We start from the raw sequence: 24680 nt of genomic DNA on the forward strand, positions 1-24680 counted from the left end.
TTTGCGTAAAAATTACGAGGAATTATTATGAAAAAGATCAATAATCTATTGCTCTTGGCAAGCTTTGCCGGACTTTTAAGCGGTTGTGGCGCGACCAACGATCCAGAAGCAAATCAAATAACAGCAGAAACTAAATCGGCTTTAGTAGGAAGCTATATTAATCCTGTCGTATTTGAAGGCAACCCTTACCCTCAAGTTCCAGCGCAATGTCATACCGAAACGAGCTTAGGTCGCCAAAACGCATGTCTGTTCTGCCACACCAACGGCTTGTATAAATTAGGGATCGGCAATAACAATCCTCAGGCAGGTGCCATTCCGCAAGTAAATTTCCAGCTTGATTATGGCTTTGATCCATACAGCACCCAAGCGCCTACTGCTGCCAAAAACTACTGGTTAAACACGCTTAGTCCAGAAACCTTGCTTGCCGCCGTCACAGCAATGGATATCAACCCAAACAACTGGAATATGCAAGACTATATTCAAGAAAACAATTGGCAAGCCGCTTACAACCTAAGAGTTGGAACCAGCACCGATTGGGATAGCGGTTACGACCAACCATTCCGACTATTACCGGGTTTAAATCCGTCTGCACTACCTGCTGATAATGACGGTTTCGTTCGATCTATCGATGCCAAAGACGTCTATTTCAACGATGATTTTGGCGGCAATACCGGTTGGCGCGCCATCAACTTTATGCCGTATGGCATCTTCAGCCCGATGACTGGCTCGGTTTCGGGCATCTATATTCGTCTCGCCGCACCGTTTATGCAGAACAGCGCCGGTGACTTTGATCTAGCAATCTACCAACAGAACTTAGAACTGTTGCGCGATGCGATTCAAAACCGTCTAACAGACACCTCACCGACAAACTACTTTGGCGCGGCATCGGCGATTAACGTGGTCGCCGGCAGCTATCCACAAGGCACTGAACTGGCGCACCCGCTACATTATGTCGACACCACTGCCGACGGTAGTCACGGTAAATTACCGGGCATGCGCGCCACCCGCGTCAAAGAAGTCCGCTATATGTATAAAGATGAGGACTTTAACCCGATGGAAGCACGACCGGACGATGGCACTGGAGACGCCATTTATGGGAATGATCAACAAGGCTGGGTCGATAATGGTTCTGGCTGGTTACTTGCCGGTTTTATTGAAGACAAAAATGGTGATTTACGACCACAATCACGCGCAGAGTTGACTCAATGTATTGGTTGTCACTCCGGATTCCACTCAGGAACAAAGGATCCTAACTTCACTAGCGGTACCGGTAATACCGTTGATAGCACTTGGTCATTCCCGCGTTCTTTCGACTCCGATTTAGGTTGGCAGGAAATGGATTATCTCGGCACTAAGGTTCGTGATGGCGTTGCGACTTCCACGACTCCAGAGCCAACCAATCGTCACGCAGGTATTGGCGAGTTTGCTTTATTGTTAAATCATACCGTCAGTGCAAATCTTTACGGTGTCATGCCGCAATCCATCGAAGCTAGTTTGAAAGCAGCAATTAGCACTGACAATGATTATTCCGATAACTGGACAGCTATTAAAACCGATGATGCCGCCAGCTTCGAACAGAGCGTAACCTTGCGCCAAACGCTATTGCGCGAATACGTCAGCCGCAAAGACTATTTGAATGAAGACGGGACAATAAAAGGTTTCTTGCTCTACCCCGTAACAAACGATGCCATTGAAAATGCCCGTCGCTATCGTCAAGTGGTCGCCACTCAGCGTTATATTTACGGCAAAGACGTGTTTGCCGAAACACCGATCAGCTATCATCACTACCGAGATGCTTCGGTTGCCGAGGTTAAAAACGACGGTACGCCATATCAGTTTGGCGAGATTATCAGCGAACGCTCGATTCAATTGGATGAACCAACCCGTTTCGACTATCGCGCAGGGAATGGAATTACACTCATTGATTCAGACAAAGCGTTTCTGCAGGGAGGAACCTATTTTCCGGATTATGTCCCATATCTTAAATGACTTAAGGAGAGACCACACAAGTTAGCAAAGTCACTATCGGTTATTCTGCGAATGGCCCTAATTGACCCTGTTATATCGTGCCTAACATCGGGTTAACGCCGGTTTTTCGTCTTCCGCAAGCAAGTGAAAATGCGGCCGCAAAATATGCGCGTGGCATAACGCATTGGAAATGCTTGCAATTTACAGGGAGTTCATGGATAATTCCGCGTTCTTATTTATGGCTGAGTATTTTTCAGCCGCTAAGTATAGAAATATTCGAATATTTTTATTTAACGAATTTTTAACTATTTCAATGACTTAGTTAAGGGTTTAATACTAGAAGGGATTGTGAAATGTCTAAAGTATGCCAAGTGACAGGCAAGCGTCCTGCAGTCGGTAACAATGTTTCCCACTCTCACCGTAAAACTCGTCGTCGCTTTCTACCAAACTTGCATTCGCACCGTTTTTGGTCTGAAGCTGAGAGCCGTTTTGTAAAACTTCGCGTATCTGCAGCAGGTATGCGTAACATCGACAAGAACGGGATTGACGCTGTGATCGCTGATATGCGTTCACGTGGTGAGAAGGTCTAAGGAGACTAATCATGCGCGATAAGATTAAATTAAAGTCAACAGAGTCTGCTTATTATTACACTACAGATAAGAATAAGAAGAACATGGCTGGCAAATTTGAGATCAAGAAATACGATCCAATCGTTCGTAAACACGTCTTGTTCAAAGAAGCTAAAATCAAATAATTCTTACCCAGATTTATTTGAGAAACCCGATCCACAAGATCGGGTTTTTTTTCGCTCATCAAAAACCTATCCATGCATCACATATAAATTCTGTTTTGCCCAACGCATCGCTGGTGGAATTTTTGATTCAGCGGCATAAGGCAGTTTTTCTTCGAAATCGCGCATGGTTTGGTACGCATCATCTAGTGTGGCAAAGGCAGCAACAACGCTTCCTTGGTCCAGAATCACATAGTCATATCCGTTGAATTCAATAGCATAGCGTTTCATGATTGAACCCCCCTGTGTGTGTTTTGCATCCAATGCATTATTTTTGTTCCTAATTTCTATAACGGCCAAAGCAAAAATTTAGCCAGTTTTTTTATAACTCGCCTATTCTCCATTAAACACCTCAAGATTACATAAAAAACCGTAACAAATGCGCTTTTTTACGCAATATTTTTACTGGTCAGTTTCTGATAGAATCTGTAAAAAATATTTATACAACACTTCTACAAAGTAACAAGGTTTCACAATGGAAAAATTACCACTCGAACTTGATGCGCAAAGCATATCGCGAATCATCGAAATGGCTTGGGAAGACCGTACGCCTTTTGAAGCGATTGAAATCAATTACGGGCTAAACGAAAGCAAGGTAATTAAATTAATGCGACGCGAGCTCAAACCAAGCAGTTTCAAAATTTGGCGCGAACGGGTCAGCGGACGCAAAACCAAACACCTCAGTTTACGCGACAAAGCGGTATCAAGAGGTTACTGCGCCACGCAATACAAAATCCGCCGTGGTTGGTAAATTGCCTATAATAAGCGCAAATTAAGTGTTGATTGAGCCGACTACCTAGTCGTAAACAGTGAGAGAAGATGCCAGAATTACCCGAAGTTGAAACCACGCGCCGAGGCATTGCCGCTGCTTGCCACAACGCCACGATTGCGTCCATGACTTTACGCACCCCTAAATTGCGCTGGGAAATTGAACCAGCCTTACCAGCCTTGCTCGCCGAGCAACCTATTCTAAGCCTTGGTCGGCGGGGCAAATATCTGCTCATTAGCACGCAACCGGGAACACTGTTAATCCATCTTGGAATGTCCGGAACGCTTCGTGTTTTACCCCATGACACACCGGTCAAAAAACATGACCATGTGGATATCTTGTTAACAAGTGGACAAGTTTTGCGCCTGAATGATCCTCGCCGCTTTGGTGCCGTGCTTTGGCATCCCAGCCAAGCAGGGGCAATTGAGCAACACAAACTTTTAGCGAAACTGGCGCCCGAACCCTTCGATCCAGCTTTTAATGGCGACACTTTTTACCAACAAACTCGACGCCGCCAAATGGCGATAAAAACCGTCGTTATGAATTCCGCTTTTGTCGTCGGTGCGGGGAATATTTACGCTAACGAATCGCTATTTTTAAGCCGCATCCACCCGCAAACACCAGCGAATAATTTAAGCAAAGCGCAATGTCATCGTTTGGTGGATACAATCAAACAAGTACTCGCTAGCGCAATCGAACAAGGTGGAACCACCTTAAAAGATTTTATGAGTCCGGAGGGAAAACCCGGCTATTTCGTGCAAGAGTTGAGGGTGTACGGTCGTGATGGGCAAGCTTGCACACAATGCGGAAAGTGCATTAATAAAGTGATTATCAACCAGCGCGCCAGTTTTTTCTGTGCGCACTGCCAACCACTCAAAAAACCGCGCAAACCACTTTGAGACTGTCTGAACAAAATCTGAAAAAGCAATTAACCTGCTTGTTCGAAGCAGCGGCGCGCTATACCATAGCTCTCTGTATTTTGGAGATCACTCAATGATGAGCGCGCAGCCACTCAACCGCTTTATTTCTTACCGTGTACTTTGGTTATGTACCGCATTTAGCAGCCTACTATTAATCAGTGGTTGCGACCAAACAGCACAGCCTAATGCCAATCTATGGCCAACAGCGCAAGACTGTAATCTGCACCAAGGTGCTTGCAGCATTGAGCATCAAGGCGCAAAAGTTACCTTACAGATCAATCCACAACCCATTCCAATTGCGCGTCCATTGGGCGTACAACTGACGTTGGAAAACCTCAATCCAAGTGAGGTACAGTTAGACATTTCGGGGATTAATATGTACATGGGATATAACCGCATCTCTTTGACATCCACCAAACCAAATCACTGGGTGGGCACCTCGATGCTGGCATTCTGCACCGCCGAAAAAATGCAGTGGCAACTGACACTGATGCTGACCCAAAATGGTGAAGAGATTCAAATCCCGTTTTTCTTAGAAACGTCAAATCGCGGACAATAAACGTGTTACCGCGGTGCCATCAATAATGGCGCCGAAACACGTCACCAAGACAAAGTGCCGTTGCTCGCAGATCACCAAAAAACAGAGACGCTTAGAACATTAATCACTTACTCTGCCAACGCGACCGATTTAATCAGCGCAAAAAGCGGTAATCCCACGCGGATATTCAAGCGTTGCGCAGAATGCTCTGTAATTTCAGCAAACAGTTTTTGCCCATCTTGCAACGCCAAACGCACCAAAATACGATGGTTCGGCTTGGCAATCAGTTCCAATACCTCGGCCGACAGATGATTGATAATACTCAACTGTTCAGGATCCGATAAGGCTAAAGAGACGTCTTTGGCTAACACTCTGACACGCACTTGCGATTTTTTTAAATCACTTAAATCAGCAAGCCATAAGGTGTTATCGCCCATTAACAGCGGACGTAAACCCTGCGAAATCGCTAAGGGCTTGCCTTGCAATACAGACACAGCGCCTTCATCATCAAACAGCGGTGAATCAACTCGAGATAAGGCTTGCTGTAAGCTTTCGATTCGCTCAATGTGACCGCCAGCCATAAACACAATTTGATTGGCCAAGCGCTCCACTTCCGCTGGCGAATGCGTGATGTACAGCACCGGAATTTGGTAAGCCTCAACAATCTCTTCAATTAAGCTCAGCATCTCCGCTTTAGCGCGCCAATCCAAGGCTGACAACGGCTCGTCCATGCACAACAATTGTGGTCGAGCCAGCAATGCACGGGCAATCGCTACGCGCTGTTTTTCGCCGCCAGAGAGAAAATTTACACTGCGATCAAGCTTATCAGCCATGCCAACTCGACTGACAATTTCGTCAAAATCAGCGGCTTGAATATGGCTTGGCAGACGTTTCACAGCATACAACAAATTTTGCCTTACACTCATATGCGGAAACAGCGCCGCATCCTGAAACACAAAACCGATATGTCGATTTTGCGGCGGAAGCGCCTGTTTGCCACTTTGCCAAAGCGTATCCGCAAAATACAAGGTGCCACGGGTGCGTTTATCCAAACCACTCAAGGCTCGCAATAGTGTGGATTTACCCGAACCAGAACGACCAAAAATCACCGTGATACCATCCAATGGCAAAGCAAATTCGTTCGAGTCCAGAACAAAATCTCCAAGCGTCAGTTGTAAATTACCACGTAAACTTGCCATCTTATCCACCTAACCCACCTTGACCCCAAAACGACGGTTAATGCCGTACACCAACATCAGCACCAATAATGAGAAGATCAACATAAGCGCCGAAAGCACGTGCGCTTGGTCGTACTCCAAAGATTCCACATGGTCAAAAATATCAATCGACACCATCCGAGTCTCGCCAGGAATATTGCCCCCGAGCATTAACACCACCCCAAACTCACCCACTGTGTGCGCAAAGGTTAAGGTAGCCGCGACCAGAAAACCGCGCTGCGATAGTGGAATCACAATGGTAAAAAAACGGTCTAATACCGATGCCCGCAAAGTGGCTGCGGCATCCAACAATTTTTGCGGTACCGCTTCAAACGCGTGCATTAAAGGCTGAATCGTAAAGGGTAGGGAATAAAAAACCGAACCGATAATTAATCCCGTTTTAGAAAAGGTAAGCTGCCCTTCAAAACCAAAAAAGCGCAGAAATTCGGTTACATAACCGTTTGGATTAAACATGATTAACAGATAGAAACCCAACACGGTTGGTGGCAACACCAAGGGTAAGGCAACTAAAGCTTCGAACACAATTTTCGAAGAACTCTGCATACGCGCCAACCACCAAGCGATCGGCGTCCCTAAAAGCAACAGAATCACGGTGGTCCAAGCCGCTACTTCCAAGGTCAGCCAAATCGGCTCTAAGCTAACCTTTACACCAAAAATTTCTAACATTTTGCTACCACAAAGGCACGAACACACTAACCTTTTCGCCAAATCTGCTTGCGTTAATGTGCTCGTGATTCATCTAAAATTAAGGCGTACTATAGCCGTAAGCGTGCAAGATTTCTAATGCCTTTGGGGTTTTTAGATAATCAAAAAACGCCTGCAAAGCGACATTATCCACTCCACGCTTGAGAATAATCGCACCTTGTTTAATCGGTTCATAATCGGCTTGTGGCACCACCCAATATTCGCCTTTCTGGAAAATCGGACTTTGTGGATCGACAATTTGCGACAAGGCGATAAACCCAATCGGCGCATTCCCGGTTGCGACATATTGGAAAGCATGCGCGATACTTTCGCCATTCACCAATTTCGCCTTGACGCCTTCATACAACCCCTGACTTTTCAAAAATGCTTGGGCGCGCTCACCGTAAGGTGCCGTCCGCGGATTGGCCATTGCCAAGTGTTTAAATTCGGCCTTTCGCAATACCTCTAAGGGCTGCGTTTTTACCGGATAATCTGCACTATATAAAGCAATCTGACCTTGTGCGTATACAAAATAACTGGACTCCACCCCGATACCGTCGGCAATCGTTTTCAGCGGACGGGATTCATCAGCCCCAAAAAAAGCATCAAAAGGAGCGCCATTTTTAATTTGTGCATACAGTTTTCCGGTCGGCCCAAAAGAAAACTTTAACTCATGCCCCGTCTCTTGGCGAAACTGTTCGCCAATTTCTTCAATGGTTTTAGTAAAGTTAGCCGCCACCGCAATGGTCGCACTTCCGGCATGGGCAAGGCCGCTGGTTAACAGTGCAAACGCGGCACTAAAGAGCCCGAGCAATACAGTCTTTTTCATCCATTTCTCCAAAATAACGTTTTATTTATATGTAACTTACTATATAACGAATTTGCTAAAAAAACCGGCAACACCGGTTTATTTTATTGCGGTTATTAAACTTAATACCTTTAATCGGCAACCGCTAGAAGCACGTGCGATGCCTTAATCAAGGCGCAAGCACTCCCCCCAACCGCTAAATCCAGCGCTTCGACTGAGCCGTTGGTGACAATCGCTGAGATTCGATTGCCACTCGTTAACTCCAAGGTCACATCACTGTTGACCGCGCCTTGCTCAAGCTCAACAATCGTACCGCAAAACTGGTTACGCGCACTGGTTCGCATACCGGCAATATCTTCGGCCAAAATCACCCAGCTGGCTTTAATCAAGGCATACACATCACTGCCAATTTCTAAACCTAAACGCTCTAAACTACTGGGCGTAATTTGCGCGACCACTTCGGTGTCCTTGCCGACTGAAATAATCACTTCGCAGTTTACTTCACCGCTAAGAATCGATTGCACGGTGCCATGAAAAAGATTACGTGCACTGGTTTTCATGGAAATTTTCCTCATAATATCAAGCTGACTTAACATGCCCGGCGACAACACCTCAAGGTGTCGCATCCAACTTTGCATCTGCTCCTGAAACAATAGGTAAGCACTTAATAATTGTTTGCCCGCTGGGGTAAGTACCATGCCGCCACCGCCAGCCCCACCCTTTTGGGTGTGCACAATTTTTTCGCCGGCCGCTTCAGTCATCGCCTCAACCGCTTGCCAAGCCCCTTTATAGGTAATTCCACAGGCTTTGGCCGCTTGAGCCAAAGAACCTAAAGAGTCAACCTTATTTAACAGCTCTAAACGACGCTGTCCGGAACGAGTCTGTTTAGAACCGAGTAAAAAGGACTGCACTAATTGTTCCGGCTGCTGCATAAATTCGATACATCCTAAAAGTAATATCGAAAGATTATAAGGCCGTAAACAACCAGAAGCAAGGCGAATTATTGAACGCAAAATCGACTAGAATAAAATTCGTTTACAGAGGCGAAATAGCCCATTAATTTGCAGGAACACCCATGCCCCTTATATCCTCGTTACGTGCGAATGCAACACTGAATCGACTTTACCAGATTGCCGCCCCCACCCACATCAACAACTCGCTAAGTGAAAAACTCTACTCTGCGCTTGGCGGCTTTATCGGTATTTTCGCCGTGGCGATAATCAGTCATCATTGGGCCCCTGCCGAAAGTATTTGGTTAATAACCGCCTCAATGGGCGCATCGGCGGTTTTGCTTTTTGCCGCTCCGCACGGTCCAATGTCACAACCCTGGCCGCTGTTAGGCGGCCACTTAATTTCGGCACTGATCGGCATTTTATTTGCACTCTATGCGCTCCCCCTGCTCGACCCCTTATTGGTGATGGGGTTATCGGTTAGCCTGAGTATTTTCGCGATGTACGCTTTAGGCTGCTTGCATCCTCCCGGAGGAGCGACCGCGTTAACCGTCATTCTCGGTGCAATCAGCGCGCCTTCATCCATCGGTTTTGATTTTTTACTTTTTCCGGTGTTGTTGAATGTCTTGGTTATTTTAATGATTGCGGTCTTTTTCCACTCGCTAAGCCAAAAAAAATACCCGGTCTACTTCGCCAGCGAACAGAGCCCAATTGCACTACAACATACTGGTTTATCACATGAGGAATTTTTAAGTGCATTATCAAAAATTGACAGTTTTGTTGATATCAACGAACAAGAATTGCGGCGCATTTTAGAATTGACGCAAATCGGCTTATCCAACCAAGCACTTAGCGCGGCGAACATTGCCAACAATCGATATTACAGCAACGGCGAACTGGGAAAAAACTGGAGCGTGCGGCAGGTCATTGAAGTGGTCGAAGAAGATTTTACCGATGGCGAAAAACAACGAGTGATTTTTAAACAAAAGGCCGGCTATCAAAAACTCAAGACCGATTGCATTGCACTTTCGGAGTTTATTGAATGGGCCGCTTATGAAGTCGAACCCGCCGCTTCCGGCTGGCAGAAAAAGCAGCGCTGTTGAGGCACGGTAACCGTGCCTCAAGGTTGCCAGGAAAAATTATTCGCCTATCTGGGCTTTAATCCAAGCTTGCAACATGTCAGCAGAATCAAAGTATTCCACGGCAATCACATCTAAATTGTTTACTTGAATGGCACTGACTTTATCAGCCTGCTTAGGCCAACCAACCAAGCCTTGCTCATCATTCACCACGGCCATCTTAAACGCATAATCGCGCATTTTAGGGACAGCAAACAGCTTGGTAATCAAGCCTGGCATAGCTGAAACATCGGCAATATAAAGCCCATTTTTAGCCGCTAAATCGGTTAAATTTAACGCATCTAAACTCTCCTTAACCAGCTTACCGGCCGCTTTTTCACTGCTTAGCAGAACCCATTTCGTTTCTGAACTATAAGCCAACGGCTGTTCAAATTGATCTTGGAAGGTCTGGCCAGTAAGCGTTTGCGCTTGTGCTAAAAAACTGCTTAAACTCAGCGCCATAATCGCTAAGCCTGTTTTTACAAATGTCATATCGGTATCCTTATCTTCGGCTATAAAAAAACCACGGTTAAGCAAACCTAACCGTGGCTTTACTCCATTTAGGCGAACCCACCTAAAATGGACAATCTATACTGCAAATTACAGTGATTTTTTGCAGAAATAGAAGTCGACACACTCATACTCATCAGACGCTAAACGCTCGCGAGCTTGTTGGATAGTCGCTGGAGGAGGAACGATGACCTTCTCACCATCACGCCAGTTTTCAGGCGTTGCACACGCGTTAGCATCAGACGTTTGCATTGCATGCACCAAACGAACGAACTCATCAATTTGACGGCCGTTAGACATTGGGTAGTAAACCATTGCGCGCAATACGCCTTGTGGATCAATCATAAATGTTGCGCGAACCGCAGAAGTATCTGCTGCACCTGGGTGAACCATACCGTAAGCTTGGGCAACTTTCATGTCTAGGTCAGCAATGATTGGGAATTCAATTTCAACACCGAATTTTTCTTTGATGTTTAAGGTCCACGCATTGTGCGAATGGTGCGAGTCAATAGACAGACCCAATAATTCGCAGTTCATTGCATCAAACTGAGCCTTACGCTCTTGGAAACCGATAAACTCAGTGGTACAAACTGGCGTGAAATCCGCAGGGTGCGAGAAAAGAATTAACCATTTACCACGGTAATCTTCCAATGTTTTACGACCATGAGTTGTTAGCGCATCAAATGCCGGAGCTGGTGCATTAAGTTGTGGTAGACCAGAGCTAGTTGTTACTTCCATCATATTCTCCTAATATAGGGTTAACTTTACAATTAATAAGTTTATTTAATACGGCGATAAGATTAACCATCTAAGCAACGTAAATCCAATAGAAAATTTAAAACGAACTAATAGTGACAGGCTATTATAACAGCCAAAGATAATAAATTTCTTATATAAGCCGAGTTCTATTGCTGCGCCGTGCCATCTCGACATCGCAAATCATCTTACGGAAAAGCCAAACAACAATAGTGAAAAAATAATGGCGAAAAACGGCCTAAAAACTAAAAAAATTAATCTAATTGCGCGTTTTTTAAACGTAATGCAGCGGCTACTTTGGGATGAACAAACTCACTGACATCCCCCCCTAAAGCGGAAATTTCTCGTACTAAAGAAGAAGAGATAAATGCATACTGTTCTGCTGGCGTCATAAACATCGTTTCCACTTCAGGCGCAAGTTTGCGATTCATCGACGCCAATTGAAACTCATACTCAAAATCGGAAACCGCACGCAGACCGCGCAACAACACACTGCCATCAACGCTTTTAACAAAATCCACCAACAAACCACTGAAACCCAACACTTTTACATTCGGCATATGGGCGACCACTTCAGTCGCCAAGGCAACCCGTTCTTCCAACGTAAACAGCGAATTTTTATTGCGATTCTGCGCAACCGCGATAATCAAACAATCGTAAAAACGCGCGGCACGTTCGATTAAATCAACATGGCCACAGGTAATCGGGTCAAAAGTACCGGGATAAACAGCAGTAATTGTCATAAGATTTTCGTTAAAAAGCGCCTAGCTTAGCGGTTAAAAGAGTGCCACATATAATACCGAAATACGTGCAATTTGCTAGACTCATCAAAATCTAAAGAGATCAGAATAAGCCCCTAAGATCAACGAGAGATTATTCCGCCTTAGCAAATAACCCATAACGCACCTGCGGAGTACTTTTCTCTTTAAGGCACACCCACCCCGCCGGCAAAGTTGGCCAAGACAAGCTTTTTTCTTGCTCAAGATAAAGTAGACTCTGTTCACTCAACCAACCGTTGGCAAACAGGGCATCGAGCGTTTCTACCATTAGGTTTTTATGAAAAGGCGGGTCTAAAAACAGGATATCAAACGCTTGTGGCGCAGGATTTTGCACCCACTTCAGACTATTGGTGCAGTGAACAGTTGCGCGTTCCACGCCGATTTGTAACCGCTGTAGATTCTGTTGCAACTGCTGCTGAACTTGCGGCAAGGCATCAATAAAAACAACTTCACGTGCTCCGCGCGATAAGGCTTCCAAACCTAAAGCACCTGAACCCGCAAACGCATCCAAACAGCGCGCACCGGCAATCTCAAACTGCAACCAATTAAACAGCGTTTCACGGACTCGGTCAGACGTTGGGCGCAAACCATCTGCTAATATCACCGGCAATTTACGGCCGCGAAAATCACCACCAATAATGCGCACCGCCCCTAAACTGTCTCGCGTTTGGGGAGGTGGGCGCCTTGCAGAACGAGATTGTCTAGACATAATCACCATTGAATTTTTCAGTTAATCGCGGCGTATTATAGCCGCTACTTAAATTGCAAAGCACTGAGTTGCTGTTCAAGGTACTCAGCAAAGACACGGGTTTTCATCGGCAGATAACTGGTATTGGGATAGACCAGATTGATGCGATAGATATTATTATCAAAAGCGGCGCTATAGGTATCTAAAACCTCCACTAAATGGCCTTGTGCCAAGGCATCTTCAATCATCCAATCGGGCAATAAAGACACACCTAAACCATGCAAACACATCTCGCGTGCTGCATAAGCATTATTCGCCATAATGTTTTTTTGAATCGCAACATCATGCACAATGTTCGGTGTGTCGTGGAGGCTAAAATGCCAGCTTTCGAAGTCTAAAAAATGCACTGCCGGTGCTTTTTTCAAGTCTTGAATGTCGGCAATCGGATGCTCTTGCAGCAGTTCTGGGGTGGCCACTAATTTTAAGCGGATGGTATTTAACGGAATAACGACTAAACCGGTTTGCGGCGAATGGCCGATGCGGATAGCCAAATCAATCCGTTCACGAATCAGATCCAACAATTCATTATGAATCAAAATATCAAACTTTAATTGCGGATGCAGTTTACGGAACTTTTTCAGCAGTGGAATCACTTTCTGCTCAGCAAAACCGGGCGGCAGGGTAATCCGTAAAGTGCCTTGCACAATGTTCTGACTGTCCAAAGCTTTCACTTGGGCTTGGCACAGGCTGTCCAATCCAGGCTTTATCGATTCGCAATAAATTGCACCGGCTTCCGTTAACTGTAAATGACGCGTACTGCGCTCAAATAACTGAAACCCGAGATGATCTTCTAACCCCTGAATGGTTCTTGAAATTGATGAAGCACTGATATTGCGTTCTTGTGCAACCGCCGCAAAATTTCCCAGTTCGACGGCTTTGAGTAAGATCGACAACTGCTCCAATTTAATCGCATCGAGTTGTGCGCCCATACAAAAACCTTATGAATTTATGTTGAAATTTTTTATGACAAGTCCTGATTTTAACGTATTTTTCTCTAAGCGCCTATCATCACACTCCGCTTAAAAGACAGAAAATAAGCCACCCAATCACTTTAACCAAGAATTGTCTGTTTTAGTCAACTCTCAAGTCGAAAAAAACAGTGAGCTTACCTCGTCAAATTGACCTAAACCTAAACCCATTTGGATTTATGCTATATCTTGCTTATTATAAGCCGCGATGACAGTGCTATGATGCTTGGTGGTTTGGGAAGCATCAAAACCGGCAGAGCGGATGCAGTGCTTTCTTCGCCGCAGTAAAATACGTAAACAAGAGATTGAATGATGCAGCAACCTCCACACGCCAACCATTTCCAACATCAAATGCGCCGCCAAAGTTTCGATTTAGTGTTGCACAACGGCTGGAACAGTCTACTGGGTAACTTTAGCCTCGCTGTCTTAAGTTTAATGCTTGTGTTTAGCACAGCGACGTCGCTCTCCCTCATCGTTTGGTCAAGTGTCTTTGTGATGATTGTGTTAGGCCGCCATTGGCTAGGTTATCACCTCACCCAAAAACCCAAACGTAGCAATTCCGATGTCCGTCTATACGGCGTGATGGTTTACACCACCGCGCTCATGTGGGGGATTTTCCCGTGGCTATTTTATCAAGCCGACCAGCCATTGAGCCTAACAATACTAGCGATTGTTATCGCTGGATTAATTGCCGGCAGCGTCGCATCATTATCTGCCATAACGGCTTATATTCGCGGCTTTCTGGCGCTGACACTACTCCCTTTAATTGCACTTTTCCTCTATCAGCAGCAGTTCGAATTTGTTGTATTTGCCATTATGATGGGCTTTTTCGGACTTTTTATTTTGAATACCGCGAGCCAGTTTCAGCATACCTTGGCACACAGCATCGAGCTAAATCTCCAAAATCAACAGCTGATTGACGAGCTGGTCACCGCCAAACAACAAGCCGAAGAAGCCAACCAAGTGAAAAGTTACTTTATGGCCAATATTTCGCATGAGTTACGCACCCCTTTAAATGCCATTGTCGGATTTACCGATGTTTTATTAACTACCCCTGCATCAAATGAACAACAACATTTTCTAGAATCCATTCGCGACAATGCCACCCAATTAACGCAGCGAATAAACGACATTCTCGATTTTAGTAAAATCGAAAAACAGAATTTTCGAATCACCACCGGCACCCATTCACCGATTGAAAATCTGGAACAAACTCTACAAGCGTTTACCGCAGCCGCTGAAAATAAAAAAATTTTGTTGGAGGTGGAAATCGAACAACCTCTACCGACAGCGCTATTATTTGACGCCTTTTACTGGAAACAAGTGCTGTCAAATCTGCTTTCCAACGCGCTCAAATTTTCTAATGAACATACTCGCATCGAAATCAAACTGTTCTATCACCACGATACCGAGCGCCTATATTGCAGCATCCGCGATTACGGTGTTGGCATTGCAATAGAGAAACAACAACAAATTTTCGAACCCTTTACCCAAGCCGATAACGGCAGCACTCGTCAATATGACGGTACCGGATTAGGGCTATCTATCGCTAAAGAGTTATTAACCTCAATGGATGGCGGCATCCGCTTGAGCAGCGAAATTGGACAAGGCAGTCTATTTGAGTTTTGGATTAGTGCACCGCAAGTGAGCAATCAGGGAAAATAGCGCGCGGCGTGAACTTCATGCAAGCATCACATTTGTTTCATCTGTGCGTCACCTCAAGCAATCATAATGAGCAAAACTTGATTGCAGGTGAGTTATGTTACATATCCAAGACGCGTTAACCCAAAAATGGCCAAGTCTCTCGCATCATCCAGCCTATCCCTTGATGATTAAAATTCTTAAAAAGTTATTACACGAACAAGAAATCAATCAATTCATTGCAGAAAACCAGCATCTCCGCGGTTTTGCTTTTTTAGATCAAGTATTGGCACACTTCGATTTCAGTTACCACGTTAATCACAGTCATCTCAAACGTATTCCGGCAGAGGGCAAGGTGATTATTGTTGCCAACCACCCTATCGGTTCCCTGGACGGCTTGGCATTATTAAAACTCGTCCATTCGGTTCGCTCCGATGTGCGGATTGTCGCGAATCATTTACTCGCCAATCTCGAGCCATTACAAGAGCTGTTTTTAGCGCTCGACAATCTAACCGGCAACCATCACAAAACCGCATTTAAAGGGATGTTAAACGCGCTCAAAAACGAACAAGCAGTGATTATTTTTCCAGCCGGTGAAGTGTCACGGATCCGCCCAAACGGAGTCAAAGACGGAACTTGGAAAAGTGGGTTTTTAACCTTAGCGCAGAAAAGCCAAGCGCCCGTCCTACCGATTCACATCGATGCACGCAACTCCAGCCTATTTTATGCCCTCTCCACGCTGTATAAACCTCTCGGATCGCTGCTTTTAGTGCAAGAGATGTTCAATAAAAAGGCACAAAAAATCGACTTCCATATCGGCAAACCGATTGCCGCAACCACCATCACACAAGCAACGACTTGCCGCTCAGCAAAAGCACTCGCTAAGGAATTTCGCAAACACTTATACCATCTTTCTAAACCGAAAAAGCTGCTCAAACACCCTTTCCTAAAGACCATTGAAACCATCGCTCATCCGATTGAACGGCGCGCTTTGCGAGACGCTGTTCAGCTTGGCAAATCGCTCGGCGAAACCGTGGACAAGAAAAAAATTTATCTGTTTGAGTTTGATGCCAATTCTCCAGTGATGCGGGAAATCGGACGACTTAGAGAACTGACCTTTCGCAGTGTTCAAGAGGGCACTGGCAAAAGCTCCGATTTGGATCACTACGATGCACTTTATCAGCATCTGGTTTTATGGGATGAGCAAGAATGGGAAATTGTTGGTGCTTATCGTTTGGGACAACATCAACACCCAAGACAATCACGTGATAAAAACGAATCGGAAATTTATACCGCCAGCTTATTTTGTTTTAAAGACAGCCTGCGCCAGCACTTACCGAATTGTTTGGAGTTGGGACGGAGTTTTGTGCAACCAAAATATTGGGGAAAACGCAGTTTAGATTATCTATGGTTTGGTATTGGCGCCTATCTGCAACAACATCCCAATATTGAATATATGTTCGGTCCAGTTAGCTTATCGAACACCTATCCACAACAGGCTAAAGAATTAATTGCCGCGTTTTACTTACAACAATTTGGCGATTATCAAAGTCTTGTAGAAGCGCGTGAACCGTTTGTAATCAGTGACGAAAGCATGGCGATTGCCAAACAAGAATTGAGTGGTGAATACAGTGCCAGTTTGAAAAAGCTGAATGCACTTTTAGCATTAGAAGGGGTAAAACTGCCGACCCTGTTTAAACAATATGCCGAACTTTGCAACGACAAGGGTTGCCGCTTTATCGATTTTAGTATTGATTCGCTGTTTAGCGACTGCATCGATGCCTTTATCTTTGTCGAAATCGCCAAAATAAAAAGCAAAAAACGCCAACGTTATATGGGCGAATCGGTGATTTCAGCCGCTTAACACTTATGCCGAAAACAACAACGCCCGAACATTTCGGGCGCTGTATCTAGCCGATATGGAGACTACTGCGGCTGCCCAACCATCACAGTAAGCATTTTATCTGGTTGAATTTGACGCTGCCATGCCTGCAGAACATCTTGTTTACTGACTTTAGCAATCTGTTCCGGAAAGGCATCGAGATAATCCAACGGTAATCCGTAAAAACCAATCATCGAAATGTAGCCAATAATTTTGGAATTACTGTCCATTCGTAACGGCCAACCGCCAATCAGATTATCTTTAATCGCTTGCAGTCGCTCTTCAGAAAAATCTTGCATAAAGTTTTGTAACGTCTCTTGCACCACTTGTTCGGCTTCTTTTGCCGAGGCGTTTTTTGTCGATAAACCGATAATAAACGGGCCCGGCTGCTTCATGGGTGCAAAATAGCTGTAAACGCTGTACACCAACCCTCGTTTTTCGCGAACCTCTTCCATTAAATAAGAACCAAAGCCGCTGCCGCCAAATAGATGATTCCCTACGAAGAGCGGCACATAATCTTTGTTACCACGCTCTATGCCCAGTTGCGCCAAGCTGTAATAGGTTTGAGAAGAAGCAAATGTCTGCTGTATTTTTTTCGCTTGGCTTAACGCTTGCGGTGCGCTCACCGCTTTGGGCTTTTCACCTTGTGGCAAGTGGCTGGCCAACTGTTCCGCTAGCTCACTCGCTCGGGCTTTATCGACATCTCCCACAATCGAAATCACGGCGTTATTCGCTGAATAATACTGCCGATAGAACTGCTCTATTTTCTTGGCCGTCAACCCCATAACCGTTTTCTCATCGCCGCTGGTCGGATGACCATAAGGGTGATTTGGGTAAAGATTCGCCCAAAGTAAATCGTTCGCCATCGCTTGTGGATTAACCGATTTTTGCTTAATCCCAAGGAGCAGGCGTTCGCGCTCACGCTCAATGATTTCGGGCTTGAATTGCGCTTCACTCAATACCATTAAATACTGTTGAAAGGCTTGCTGCATCACGTCTTGACGCGTCAATGTACGCAATGAAAAGCTGGCTCGATCGCGTTCGGCACTGCCGCCAAATTGCGCACCGATACGGTTAAAGCTATCTGCAATTTGATTTTCGTTTTGTGTGCTGGTCGCGGTACCAATCAGCCCCGCTGTAAACGCGGCCAATCCCCAGTCTTGTCCATCACGAGTCGATCCCGCATCAAAACTGACCTCGATATCCAACATCGGTAATTGCGGCGAATACACATACATCACTTTGGCACCCTGCGGTGTCATCCAAGATTCAATCTTGACTGCGGCAACACTCATTTGACTGAACAGCAACAGGCCAGTAAACAATAACAAAGCTGCCGTTAACGAGGTTCTAGCGTGAAAAATTTGTGGCTGTTTCATTAATGAACTCCTTTACCTGGTAGCGCCCCGCCACCATTCTCCTTAGCCTGCTCACCATTCGGGAGTAACGTCGCTACGGTCTGTTTATCAACACTAAAATACTTATTCGCAACCTGTTGAATAAGCTCCGGAGTCACTTTACGTAAATTATCAACCCAGTTATCTAGGGTATCTGACGGCAATCCAACACTGAGCAAAGAACCGAGGATAATCGCTTGCGACTGAATCGAATCTTGATGATAGATGTATTGCGCTTCAGCCTGAGCGAGAACTCGATCCAACTCTGCTTGGCTAATTTTCGCTTGCTGGAGTTTTTTGATTTCCGTCCACAGCGCGTCTTCTGCCTGTTGTGGCGTGGTATTGGCGCTCGGTGTCGCATTTAAAATAAACAGTGTTTGGAGGCGGTCAGTTGGGTCATAGCTGGCACTGGCGCTCACTAAAGTTTGCGCACCACGCACTAAGTTTTTGGTTAGACGTGCCGAATCATCACCGGACAAAATATCGCTCAGAACACTCAAGGCAAACACCTCGGCGCGCTGTTCATCATCGTCCGCGGTAACTAAAGTTGGCGCGTGAAAACCCATCAGAATTTCCGGCAGCTTCGTCGCTCCTTTCATACTGATACGACGTTCACCCTCTTGCACAATTTCTTTCTGTGCCTTGGGCGGTTGAATCATTTCTGATTTAGTCGGCCCGTAATATTTTTGCGCCAACTGATAAACCTCATCCGGATTGACATCGCCCACAACCACTAAGGTTGCATTGTTCGGCGCATACCAACGTTGATACCAATCACGGGCATCTTGTGCCGTCCAATCACGGATGTCCGCCATCCAGCCAATAACAGGGTGGTGCGCAGGACTGTTGACAAAAGCGGCCGCTTTAAACTGTTCGTACAACTTGCTGTTTGGTTTATCCTCAACCCGCCAACGGCGCTCCTCAGTAACCACATCACGCTCTTTCTGAAACTCTTCATCGGTTAAAACGATGTTACGCATACGGTCCGCTTCCAAACGCATCACTTCACCAAGATGCTGCTTACCAAGCACTTGGTAATAAGCGGTATAGTCACTGGAAGTAAAGGCATTTTCTTTGGCCCCCATCTGCGCGACTTTTTTGGAAAACTCGCCTGGTTTCAATTCTTTGGTGCCCTTGAACATCATGTGCTCTAGCATATGGGAAATACCGGTCACGCCACTGTGTTCAAAATTGGAGCCGACCTTGTACCAAACTTGATGCACCACAACGGGTGCGCGATGATCTTGTTTGACCACCACTTGCATACCATTATCCAATTGATATTCGGAAATTTGCGCGAACGCTGAGCCGCTGAGTAAGCTCAGAGCCAGCGCGCCAAATACCGGTTTACGGAGGATTGTTGCCCATTTTTTCGTCATTGCTTATCCTATTTACACGAGTTAACAACGTAATAGCTTACTTTCATGCCACTACGCTTACAGCTTAGTTTGCGTTTTGCTTTATAATAAAGCACGCATTTTATTACGACTCTTAATAAACCCTGAAACAGGACCTTCTGCCCAATGTTTAACTTTTTCCGTAAAAAGAAAAACCCGCCTGAAACCGAACAGCCACTCGAGACACAAACGCTCAGCCAAGCGCCAGAAGCCTCTGAGCAGCCGATTGTCGCAGAGCGCGAACTGCCATCAAGCCCGCCGGATAAAATAGACCTGCCAAACCAAGCGGTCGTTCCAGAAACCGTGATGGTAAGCGAACCCCAGTTGCCGCCGCTTTCAGAACCAACGACACCAGCCATTAAGCCTGTGTTGGAACAGGAGTCTGAACCGAAAGCCGAGACAGAGGTTGACCTAGACCAACCGGAAACCAAACGCGGCTTTTTTGCGCGTTTAAAAGCGGGCTTAAGCAAAACTCGGAAGAGTTTTACCGACAGTCTTAGTAATTTGATTCTCGGCAAAAAAGAGATTGATGATGACCTTCTCGATGAGTTAGAAATGATTCTGTTGACCGCTGATGTAGGTATTGAAGCGACTAATCGAATTATCAAAAACTTGACTGACCAAGTCTCACGCAAAGAATTGAAAGACCCGCAAGCGTTGATTGATGCACTTAAAAATCAGCTACAGGCGATTCTTACTCCAATGAGCCGTCCATTAGAGATAGACACGTTTCTACAAAGCAACCGTGGGCCTTATGTGATTTTAATGGTTGGTATCAATGGGGTTGGCAAAACAACCACCATCGGCAAGTTAGCAAAACGCTTTCAGATGGAAGGAAAATCGGTGATGCTGGCTGCTGGGGATACTTTTCGAGCCGCCGCGGTCGAACAACTACAAACGTGGGGAGAGCGTAACGATGTGACGGTTATCTCGCAAAAAACCGGCGCTGATTCCGCTGCCGTTATTTATGACGCGGTGCAATCCGCCAAAGCGAAAAATATTGATGTGTTGATTGCCGATACAGCCGGGCGTTTACACACGCAATCAAACTTAATGGAAGAGTTGAAAAAAGTGAAACGCGTGATTGCGAAAGTCGATGCCAGCGCGCCACACGAAGTCATGCTGGTGATTGATGCCGGAACAGGTCAGAACGCACTAAATCAAACGAAGCAATTCCATGAAGCGGTTGGCGTCAGCGGCATTACCTTAACCAAACTGGACGGGACTGCAAAAGGCGGCATCGTTTATGCTTTGGCCGAGCAGTGCCAAGTGCCAATTCGTTTTATTGGCGTTGGTGAAAAAATTGATGATTTACGACCATTCAATAGCAAAGACTTTACTGCCGCTCTGTTTGACCAAAAGGCAAACGACTAATCGAGGTACCTATGCCGATCGCCGATTCTGAAAACCCTGCTCATCAGCGTGCTTTCAAAACCGGTTATCGGTATGGCTTAGCGGGCAAGTCATTAAGCCATATGCCGCATGACATTCGCCAAGACGCTTGTCTCCGGGATTACTTTGCACAAGGCTGGGAAGTCTCACAAGAAGATATCAACAGCCAGCGATTGCTCTTGGCCAAACCGAATTGGCGTTATCGAATCGCTTGGTTTACGGTTATGGTGCTCGGCGGCTTAGCGACTTCTGGAGTGATGTTAAAACAGATTAATGAGCAGAATCAGCAAGCCAATGTGCATCAACTCCAAAACAGCATTAGTCCAAACACCACCGCGACAGGATTGATGAGTGATGCGCAACGCGCCGATATGCAGTTCCGAGCAGAACAATTTGCACAGATTGCTGAAAACAAAACACCGCTTAGCCCCATAATCCCCGATTCAAACGTGCAGATCGTTCAGGCACAAATTCGTGCACAAGGGCAGAATTTCCCGTTATCACTTTCGCAAAGGTTTGAAAAATCACCGATTATTTTGCCCAAGTACCTACGGACACTTGAATTTAACGCGCAACTCAGTTTGAATAAACCTCAAACGATATACTTACACTGGCGCTACGACGGCTTAATTATCCAAAAAGGTAAATTCTCACTAGAGGCCGGACTGCAATCACTGAGCGCGACAGAACTGATGACAAGCGCACGTCAAGGCCGTTGGTATATTGAACTGCTTGATAGTAAGCAGCAGGTTTTTAAGCGCATGGCTTTTAACTATGGAAATCTCGATGAGAATCACTAAAACCTTATGGCTGAGTATCCACCTAACCGTGATGGGAGTGTTAATTTCCGGCTGTAGTTCAACCCCTCCACCAAAAAAAACACTGGATGATATTTGTTCTATTTTCTATTACGACGATGATTGGTTTGACGCGGCGCAAAACTCCTTCAAACGCTGGGGCACTCCGCCTTGGATTCAATTGGCCTTTGTACATCAAGAATCGACTTTTAAGCCGCACGCTAAACCTAAAATGGAGTATTTTTTAGGGATTCCAATCGGACGTAGTTCATCCGCTTTTGGTTATGCTCAGGCAACCGATGCTGCGTGGTACGATTATCAGAAAAAAACCGGCCGTTGGAATGCAAAACGCAATGATATTGACGATGCTTTAGACTTTATCGGCTGGTACAACTATCAATCTTTTCAGCGTCTTGGCATCTCCCGCACCGACCCTTTTAAACTGTATTTAGCTTACCATGAAGGCCACACCGGTTATAAACAACGCTCTTACCTTCAAAAAGCGTGGTTACCACCTGTAGCCAAAAAGGTGTCTGAACGCGCCAGAATGTATCGCTCTCAATATCAACAGTGCCGTTAAACGCAGTGCGTAAATCTGAAAAATAAAAACCTTAAAAGCAAAAAGCCGAATCGAAATTAATCCGACTCGGCTTTTTATTTAAAAAAACACAGAGTGATTAAGCTTTGTATCTCTCAAAAACCAAACTGGCGTTAGTTCCGCCAAAACCAAAACTGTTACTCATAATGCGATTTAACCCAGCATTATCAATACGCTCTGTGACTATTGGCATCCCTTCACACTGTTCATCTAAGGTATCTACATTAATAGACGGTGCAATAAAATCGTGCTCCAACATCATTAGGCTGTAGATAAATTCATGCACACCTGCTGCACCTAATGAGTGGCCAGACATGGATTTGGTTGAACTGATTTTTGGAATATCAGCTCCAAAAACTTCCCGAATCGCGGCCGCTTCTTTGGTGTCACCGACCGGAGTTGAGGTCCCATGCGGGTTAATGTAATCTACCGCGCCTTGCACTGTCGACAAGGCCATCTGCATACAACGAACCGCGCCTTCACCGGAGGGTGCGACCATGTCGTAGCCATCGGAGTTGGCACCGTAACCGGTAATTTCAGCGTAGATTTTAGCTCCACGTGCTAGCGCGTGTTCCAATTCTTCAACCACGACCATACCACCACCGCCGGCGATAACAAAACCGTCGCGATCCGCATCATAAGCGCGTGATGCTTTTTCTGGGGTTTCATTGTATTTGCTCGACAGGGCACCCATCGCATCAAACAAAACAGACATGGTCCAATGCAACTCTTCACCGCCACCGGCGAAAACAATATCTTGTTTACCCAGTTGAATTTGCTCTACTGCGGTACCGATGCAGTGTGCTGAAGTCGAACACGCAGAACTGATTGAATAGTTAATACCTTTAATTTTAAAAGGCGTTGCCAAACAGGCTGAAACCGTGGAACCCATAGTACGGGTAACCATATAAGGGCCCACACGACGAACGCCTTTCTCTTTTGCAATGGCGACCGCCTCGGTCGAATTCGAGTTAGAACCGCCGCCAGAACCGGCAACTAAACCAACACGAGGATGAGACATTTGTTCCTCGGTTAAACCAGAGTCCTTCACCGCTTGTTGCATCGCGATGTAAGAATAAGCTGCCGCATCGCCCATAAAACGCAGTTGCTTACGATCTATATGCTCAGCAAAATCTAAATTCTTAATCGCGCCATGAACTTGTGAGCGTAAGCCGTTTTCTGCATATTCAGGAGCAAAGACAATCCCTGACTGGCCATTTTTTAAAGAGTTAGTAACTTCTTCCTTATTGTTTCCTAGGCTTGAAACAATCCCAATCCCGGTAATGACGACTCTTTTCATAACTTAAAATGCATCCGTATTCGTAAATAAACCAACTTTTAAATCAGCGGCACTGTAAATTTCACGACCATCAACGAACAATTTCGCGTCAGCCATGCCCATATAAAGCTTACGCTTGATGACGCGCTTCATATCAATGACATATTCTACTTTCTTGGCTTTCGGTAAAACTTGGCCATAGAATTTAACTTCGCCCGAACCTAAGGCACGTCCGCGACCTGGCCCACCGGTCCAACCTAAGAAGAAACCGATTAGCTGCCACATCGCATCTAAGCCTAAACAACCCGGCATAACAGGATCTTCGTTAAAGTGGCATTCAAAGAACCATAAATCACTGGTGATATCTAATTCCGCACGAATCTGCCCTTTACCGTATGCACCACCCTCTTCCGAGATATGCGTAATACGATCAATCATCAACATCGGCGGTAAAGGTAACTGCGCATTACCTGGGCCGAAAAGTTCGCCGCGTCCACAAGACAATAGTTCTTCTTTGGTATAACTTGATTGTTGTTCCATTCGGTCTTCCGATTTCTAAAAATTAAACCCGTGCATTATAGCAGTTCAGTTTAAAGCAGTACAATGTAAGGCCGCTTAACGCAAAAAGCCCACAACCTTGATAAGGTTGCGGGCTTCAAAATAATGGTGCCGACAGAGGGACTTGAACCCCCAACCTACTGATTACAAATCAGTTGCACTACCAGTTGTGCTATGTCGGCGAGATGGTGCGTA

Annotated in this window: 26 protein-coding genes and 1 tRNA gene; 12 read left to right on the top strand and 15 right to left on the bottom strand. The window is 45.6% G+C overall.

Annotated features, from left to right (window positions below; translation table 11 throughout):
• Nucleotides 1-27: 27 nt before the first annotated feature.
• From HRR27_RS11660 to rpmG, 3 genes are all read left to right on the top strand, one after another.
• Nucleotides 28-1989, top strand: a complete 1962-nt coding sequence (locus HRR27_RS11660) for a hypothetical protein (RefSeq protein WP_173274015.1) — start codon at nucleotides 28-30, stop codon at nucleotides 1987-1989.
• Nucleotides 1990-2321: 332 nt separating this feature from the next.
• Complete coding sequence (gene rpmB / locus HRR27_RS11665) at nucleotides 2322-2558, top strand: 50S ribosomal protein L28 (RefSeq protein WP_173274017.1); 237 nt, start codon at nucleotides 2322-2324, stop codon at nucleotides 2556-2558.
• 11 nt (nucleotides 2559-2569) lie between these two features.
• A complete protein-coding gene (gene rpmG / locus HRR27_RS11670) occupies nucleotides 2570-2722 on the top strand; it encodes a 50S ribosomal protein L33 (RefSeq protein ID WP_173274019.1) in 153 nt (50 codons plus the stop codon).
• A 66-nt stretch (nucleotides 2723-2788) separates the two neighbouring features.
• Here the strand turns inward: rpmG and HRR27_RS11675 are convergent, their stop codons facing one another.
• Entirely contained in the window at nucleotides 2789-2989 is a 201-nt protein-coding gene (locus HRR27_RS11675) for a hypothetical protein (protein WP_173274021.1), read from the bottom strand.
• Nucleotides 2990-3233: 244 nt separating this feature from the next.
• Here HRR27_RS11675 and HRR27_RS11680 point away from each other — a divergent pair, with 244 nt between their 5' ends.
• The 3 genes from HRR27_RS11680 (at nucleotide 3234) to HRR27_RS11690 (ending at nucleotide 5006) form a co-directional block, all read left to right on the top strand.
• Nucleotides 3234-3509: a TIGR03643 family protein gene (locus HRR27_RS11680; protein WP_173274023.1), complete on the top strand. Its 276-nt coding sequence runs from the start codon at nucleotides 3234-3236 to the stop codon at nucleotides 3507-3509.
• 68 nt (nucleotides 3510-3577) lie between these two features.
• The gene (gene mutM, locus HRR27_RS11685; protein WP_173274025.1) at nucleotides 3578-4426 is read left to right on the top strand and encodes a bifunctional DNA-formamidopyrimidine glycosylase/DNA-(apurinic or apyrimidinic site) lyase; all 849 of its coding nucleotides are present in this window, start codon (nucleotides 3578-3580) and stop codon (nucleotides 4424-4426) included.
• 94 nt (nucleotides 4427-4520) lie between these two features.
• Entirely contained in the window at nucleotides 4521-5006 is a 486-nt protein-coding gene (locus HRR27_RS11690) for a hypothetical protein (RefSeq protein ID WP_173274026.1), read from the top strand.
• Nucleotides 5007-5113: 107 nt separating this feature from the next.
• On the opposite strand, the gene modC is transcribed toward HRR27_RS11690, so the two are convergent.
• The 4 genes from modC to HRR27_RS11710 form a co-directional block, all read right to left on the bottom strand.
• Nucleotides 5114-6184 carry a molybdenum ABC transporter ATP-binding protein gene (gene modC / locus HRR27_RS11695; protein WP_173274027.1) on the bottom strand — a complete coding sequence of 357 codons (1071 nt, stop codon included), beginning with the start codon at nucleotides 6182-6184 and terminating at the stop codon, nucleotides 5114-5116.
• A gap of 9 nt (nucleotides 6185-6193) precedes the next feature.
• Nucleotides 6194-6889, bottom strand: coding sequence for a molybdate ABC transporter permease subunit (gene modB / locus HRR27_RS11700; protein ID WP_173274028.1), 696 nt, complete (start codon nucleotides 6887-6889; stop codon nucleotides 6194-6196).
• Between the two features lie 79 nt (nucleotides 6890-6968).
• A complete protein-coding gene (modA, locus tag HRR27_RS11705) occupies nucleotides 6969-7736 on the bottom strand; it encodes a molybdate ABC transporter substrate-binding protein (RefSeq protein ID WP_173274029.1) in 768 nt (255 codons plus the stop codon).
• Between the two features lie 110 nt (nucleotides 7737-7846).
• Nucleotides 7847-8647, bottom strand: a complete 801-nt coding sequence (locus tag HRR27_RS11710; RefSeq protein ID WP_173274030.1) for a TOBE domain-containing protein — start codon at nucleotides 8645-8647, stop codon at nucleotides 7847-7849.
• 143 nt (nucleotides 8648-8790) lie between these two features.
• Between HRR27_RS11710 and HRR27_RS11715 the strand changes: the two genes are divergently transcribed.
• On the top strand, nucleotides 8791-9768 hold the full coding sequence (locus HRR27_RS11715; protein ID WP_173274031.1) for an HPP family protein: 978 nt from the start codon (nucleotides 8791-8793) through the stop codon (nucleotides 9766-9768).
• A gap of 36 nt (nucleotides 9769-9804) precedes the next feature.
• Here HRR27_RS11715 and HRR27_RS11720 read toward each other — a convergent pair whose 3' ends face one another.
• The 5 genes from HRR27_RS11720 to HRR27_RS11740 form a co-directional block, all read right to left on the bottom strand.
• A complete protein-coding gene (locus HRR27_RS11720) occupies nucleotides 9805-10275 on the bottom strand; it encodes a hypothetical protein (RefSeq protein ID WP_173274032.1) in 471 nt (156 codons plus the stop codon).
• Nucleotides 10276-10383: 108 nt separating this feature from the next.
• Nucleotides 10384-11034: a peroxiredoxin gene (locus HRR27_RS11725; protein ID WP_243830837.1), complete on the bottom strand. Its 651-nt coding sequence runs from the start codon at nucleotides 11032-11034 to the stop codon at nucleotides 10384-10386.
• Between the two features lie 269 nt (nucleotides 11035-11303).
• Nucleotides 11304-11792 carry a pantetheine-phosphate adenylyltransferase gene (coaD, locus tag HRR27_RS11730; protein ID WP_173274033.1) on the bottom strand — a complete coding sequence of 163 codons (489 nt, stop codon included), beginning with the start codon at nucleotides 11790-11792 and terminating at the stop codon, nucleotides 11304-11306.
• Nucleotides 11793-11922: 130 nt separating this feature from the next.
• Nucleotides 11923-12537, bottom strand: coding sequence for a 16S rRNA (guanine(966)-N(2))-methyltransferase RsmD (gene rsmD, locus HRR27_RS11735; protein ID WP_173274034.1), 615 nt, complete (start codon nucleotides 12535-12537; stop codon nucleotides 11923-11925).
• Nucleotides 12538-12581: 44 nt separating this feature from the next.
• A complete protein-coding gene (locus tag HRR27_RS11740) occupies nucleotides 12582-13505 on the bottom strand; it encodes a LysR family transcriptional regulator (RefSeq protein ID WP_173274035.1) in 924 nt (307 codons plus the stop codon).
• Between the two features lie 348 nt (nucleotides 13506-13853).
• Here HRR27_RS11740 and HRR27_RS11745 point away from each other — a divergent pair, with 348 nt between their 5' ends.
• A complete protein-coding gene (locus tag HRR27_RS11745; RefSeq protein ID WP_173274036.1) occupies nucleotides 13854-15209 on the top strand; it encodes a sensor histidine kinase in 1356 nt (451 codons plus the stop codon).
• Nucleotides 15210-15303: 94 nt separating this feature from the next.
• Entirely contained in the window at nucleotides 15304-17049 is a 1746-nt protein-coding gene (olsF, locus tag HRR27_RS11750) for a bifunctional ornithine lipid synthase OlsF (protein ID WP_173274037.1), read from the top strand.
• A 62-nt stretch (nucleotides 17050-17111) separates the two neighbouring features.
• On the opposite strand, the gene HRR27_RS11755 is transcribed toward olsF, so the two are convergent.
• Both HRR27_RS11755 and HRR27_RS11760 read right to left on the bottom strand, forming a co-directional pair.
• Nucleotides 17112-18446, bottom strand: coding sequence for a M16 family metallopeptidase (locus HRR27_RS11755; protein WP_173274038.1), 1335 nt, complete (start codon nucleotides 18444-18446; stop codon nucleotides 17112-17114).
• A complete protein-coding gene (locus HRR27_RS11760; RefSeq protein ID WP_173274039.1) occupies nucleotides 18446-19843 on the bottom strand; it encodes a M16 family metallopeptidase in 1398 nt (465 codons plus the stop codon). Before HRR27_RS11760 ends, HRR27_RS11755 begins: the two co-directional genes overlap by 1 nt.
• A gap of 144 nt (nucleotides 19844-19987) precedes the next feature.
• Here HRR27_RS11760 and ftsY point away from each other — a divergent pair, with 144 nt between their 5' ends.
• Genes ftsY through HRR27_RS11775 form a run of 3 tightly spaced genes read left to right on the top strand, consistent with a single transcriptional unit; the run spans nucleotide 19988 to nucleotide 22630 of the window.
• Nucleotides 19988-21235 (top strand): signal recognition particle-docking protein FtsY, encoded by a 1248-nt coding sequence (ftsY, locus tag HRR27_RS11765; protein WP_173274040.1) that lies wholly within the window; start codon nucleotides 19988-19990, stop codon nucleotides 21233-21235.
• 11 nt (nucleotides 21236-21246) lie between these two features.
• On the top strand, nucleotides 21247-22053 hold the full coding sequence (locus tag HRR27_RS11770) for a DUF2914 domain-containing protein (protein WP_173274041.1): 807 nt from the start codon (nucleotides 21247-21249) through the stop codon (nucleotides 22051-22053).
• Nucleotides 22040-22630: a transglycosylase SLT domain-containing protein gene (locus tag HRR27_RS11775; RefSeq protein WP_173274042.1), complete on the top strand. Its 591-nt coding sequence runs from the start codon at nucleotides 22040-22042 to the stop codon at nucleotides 22628-22630. Before HRR27_RS11770 ends, HRR27_RS11775 begins: the two co-directional genes overlap by 14 nt.
• 97 nt (nucleotides 22631-22727) lie before the next feature.
• Here the strand turns inward: HRR27_RS11775 and fabB are convergent, their stop codons facing one another.
• The 3 genes from fabB to HRR27_RS11790 all read right to left on the bottom strand — a co-directional run bounded on the left by fabB (nucleotide 22728) and on the right by HRR27_RS11790 (nucleotide 24667).
• Nucleotides 22728-23948 (bottom strand): beta-ketoacyl-ACP synthase I, encoded by a 1221-nt coding sequence (fabB, locus tag HRR27_RS11780; protein ID WP_173274043.1) that lies wholly within the window; start codon nucleotides 23946-23948, stop codon nucleotides 22728-22730.
• Nucleotides 23949-23951: 3 nt separating this feature from the next.
• Nucleotides 23952-24467: a 3-hydroxyacyl-[acyl-carrier-protein] dehydratase FabA gene (fabA, locus tag HRR27_RS11785; RefSeq protein WP_173274044.1), complete on the bottom strand. Its 516-nt coding sequence runs from the start codon at nucleotides 24465-24467 to the stop codon at nucleotides 23952-23954.
• 124 nt (nucleotides 24468-24591) lie between these two features.
• Nucleotides 24592-24667: transfer RNA gene (locus HRR27_RS11790), tRNA-Thr, on the bottom strand.
• Nucleotides 24668-24680 lie beyond the last annotated feature (13 nt).

It is taken from the genome of Thiosulfatimonas sediminis, assembly GCF_011398355.1.
GTDB lineage: Bacteria > Pseudomonadota > Gammaproteobacteria > Thiomicrospirales > Thiomicrospiraceae > Thiomicrorhabdus > Thiomicrorhabdus sediminis_A.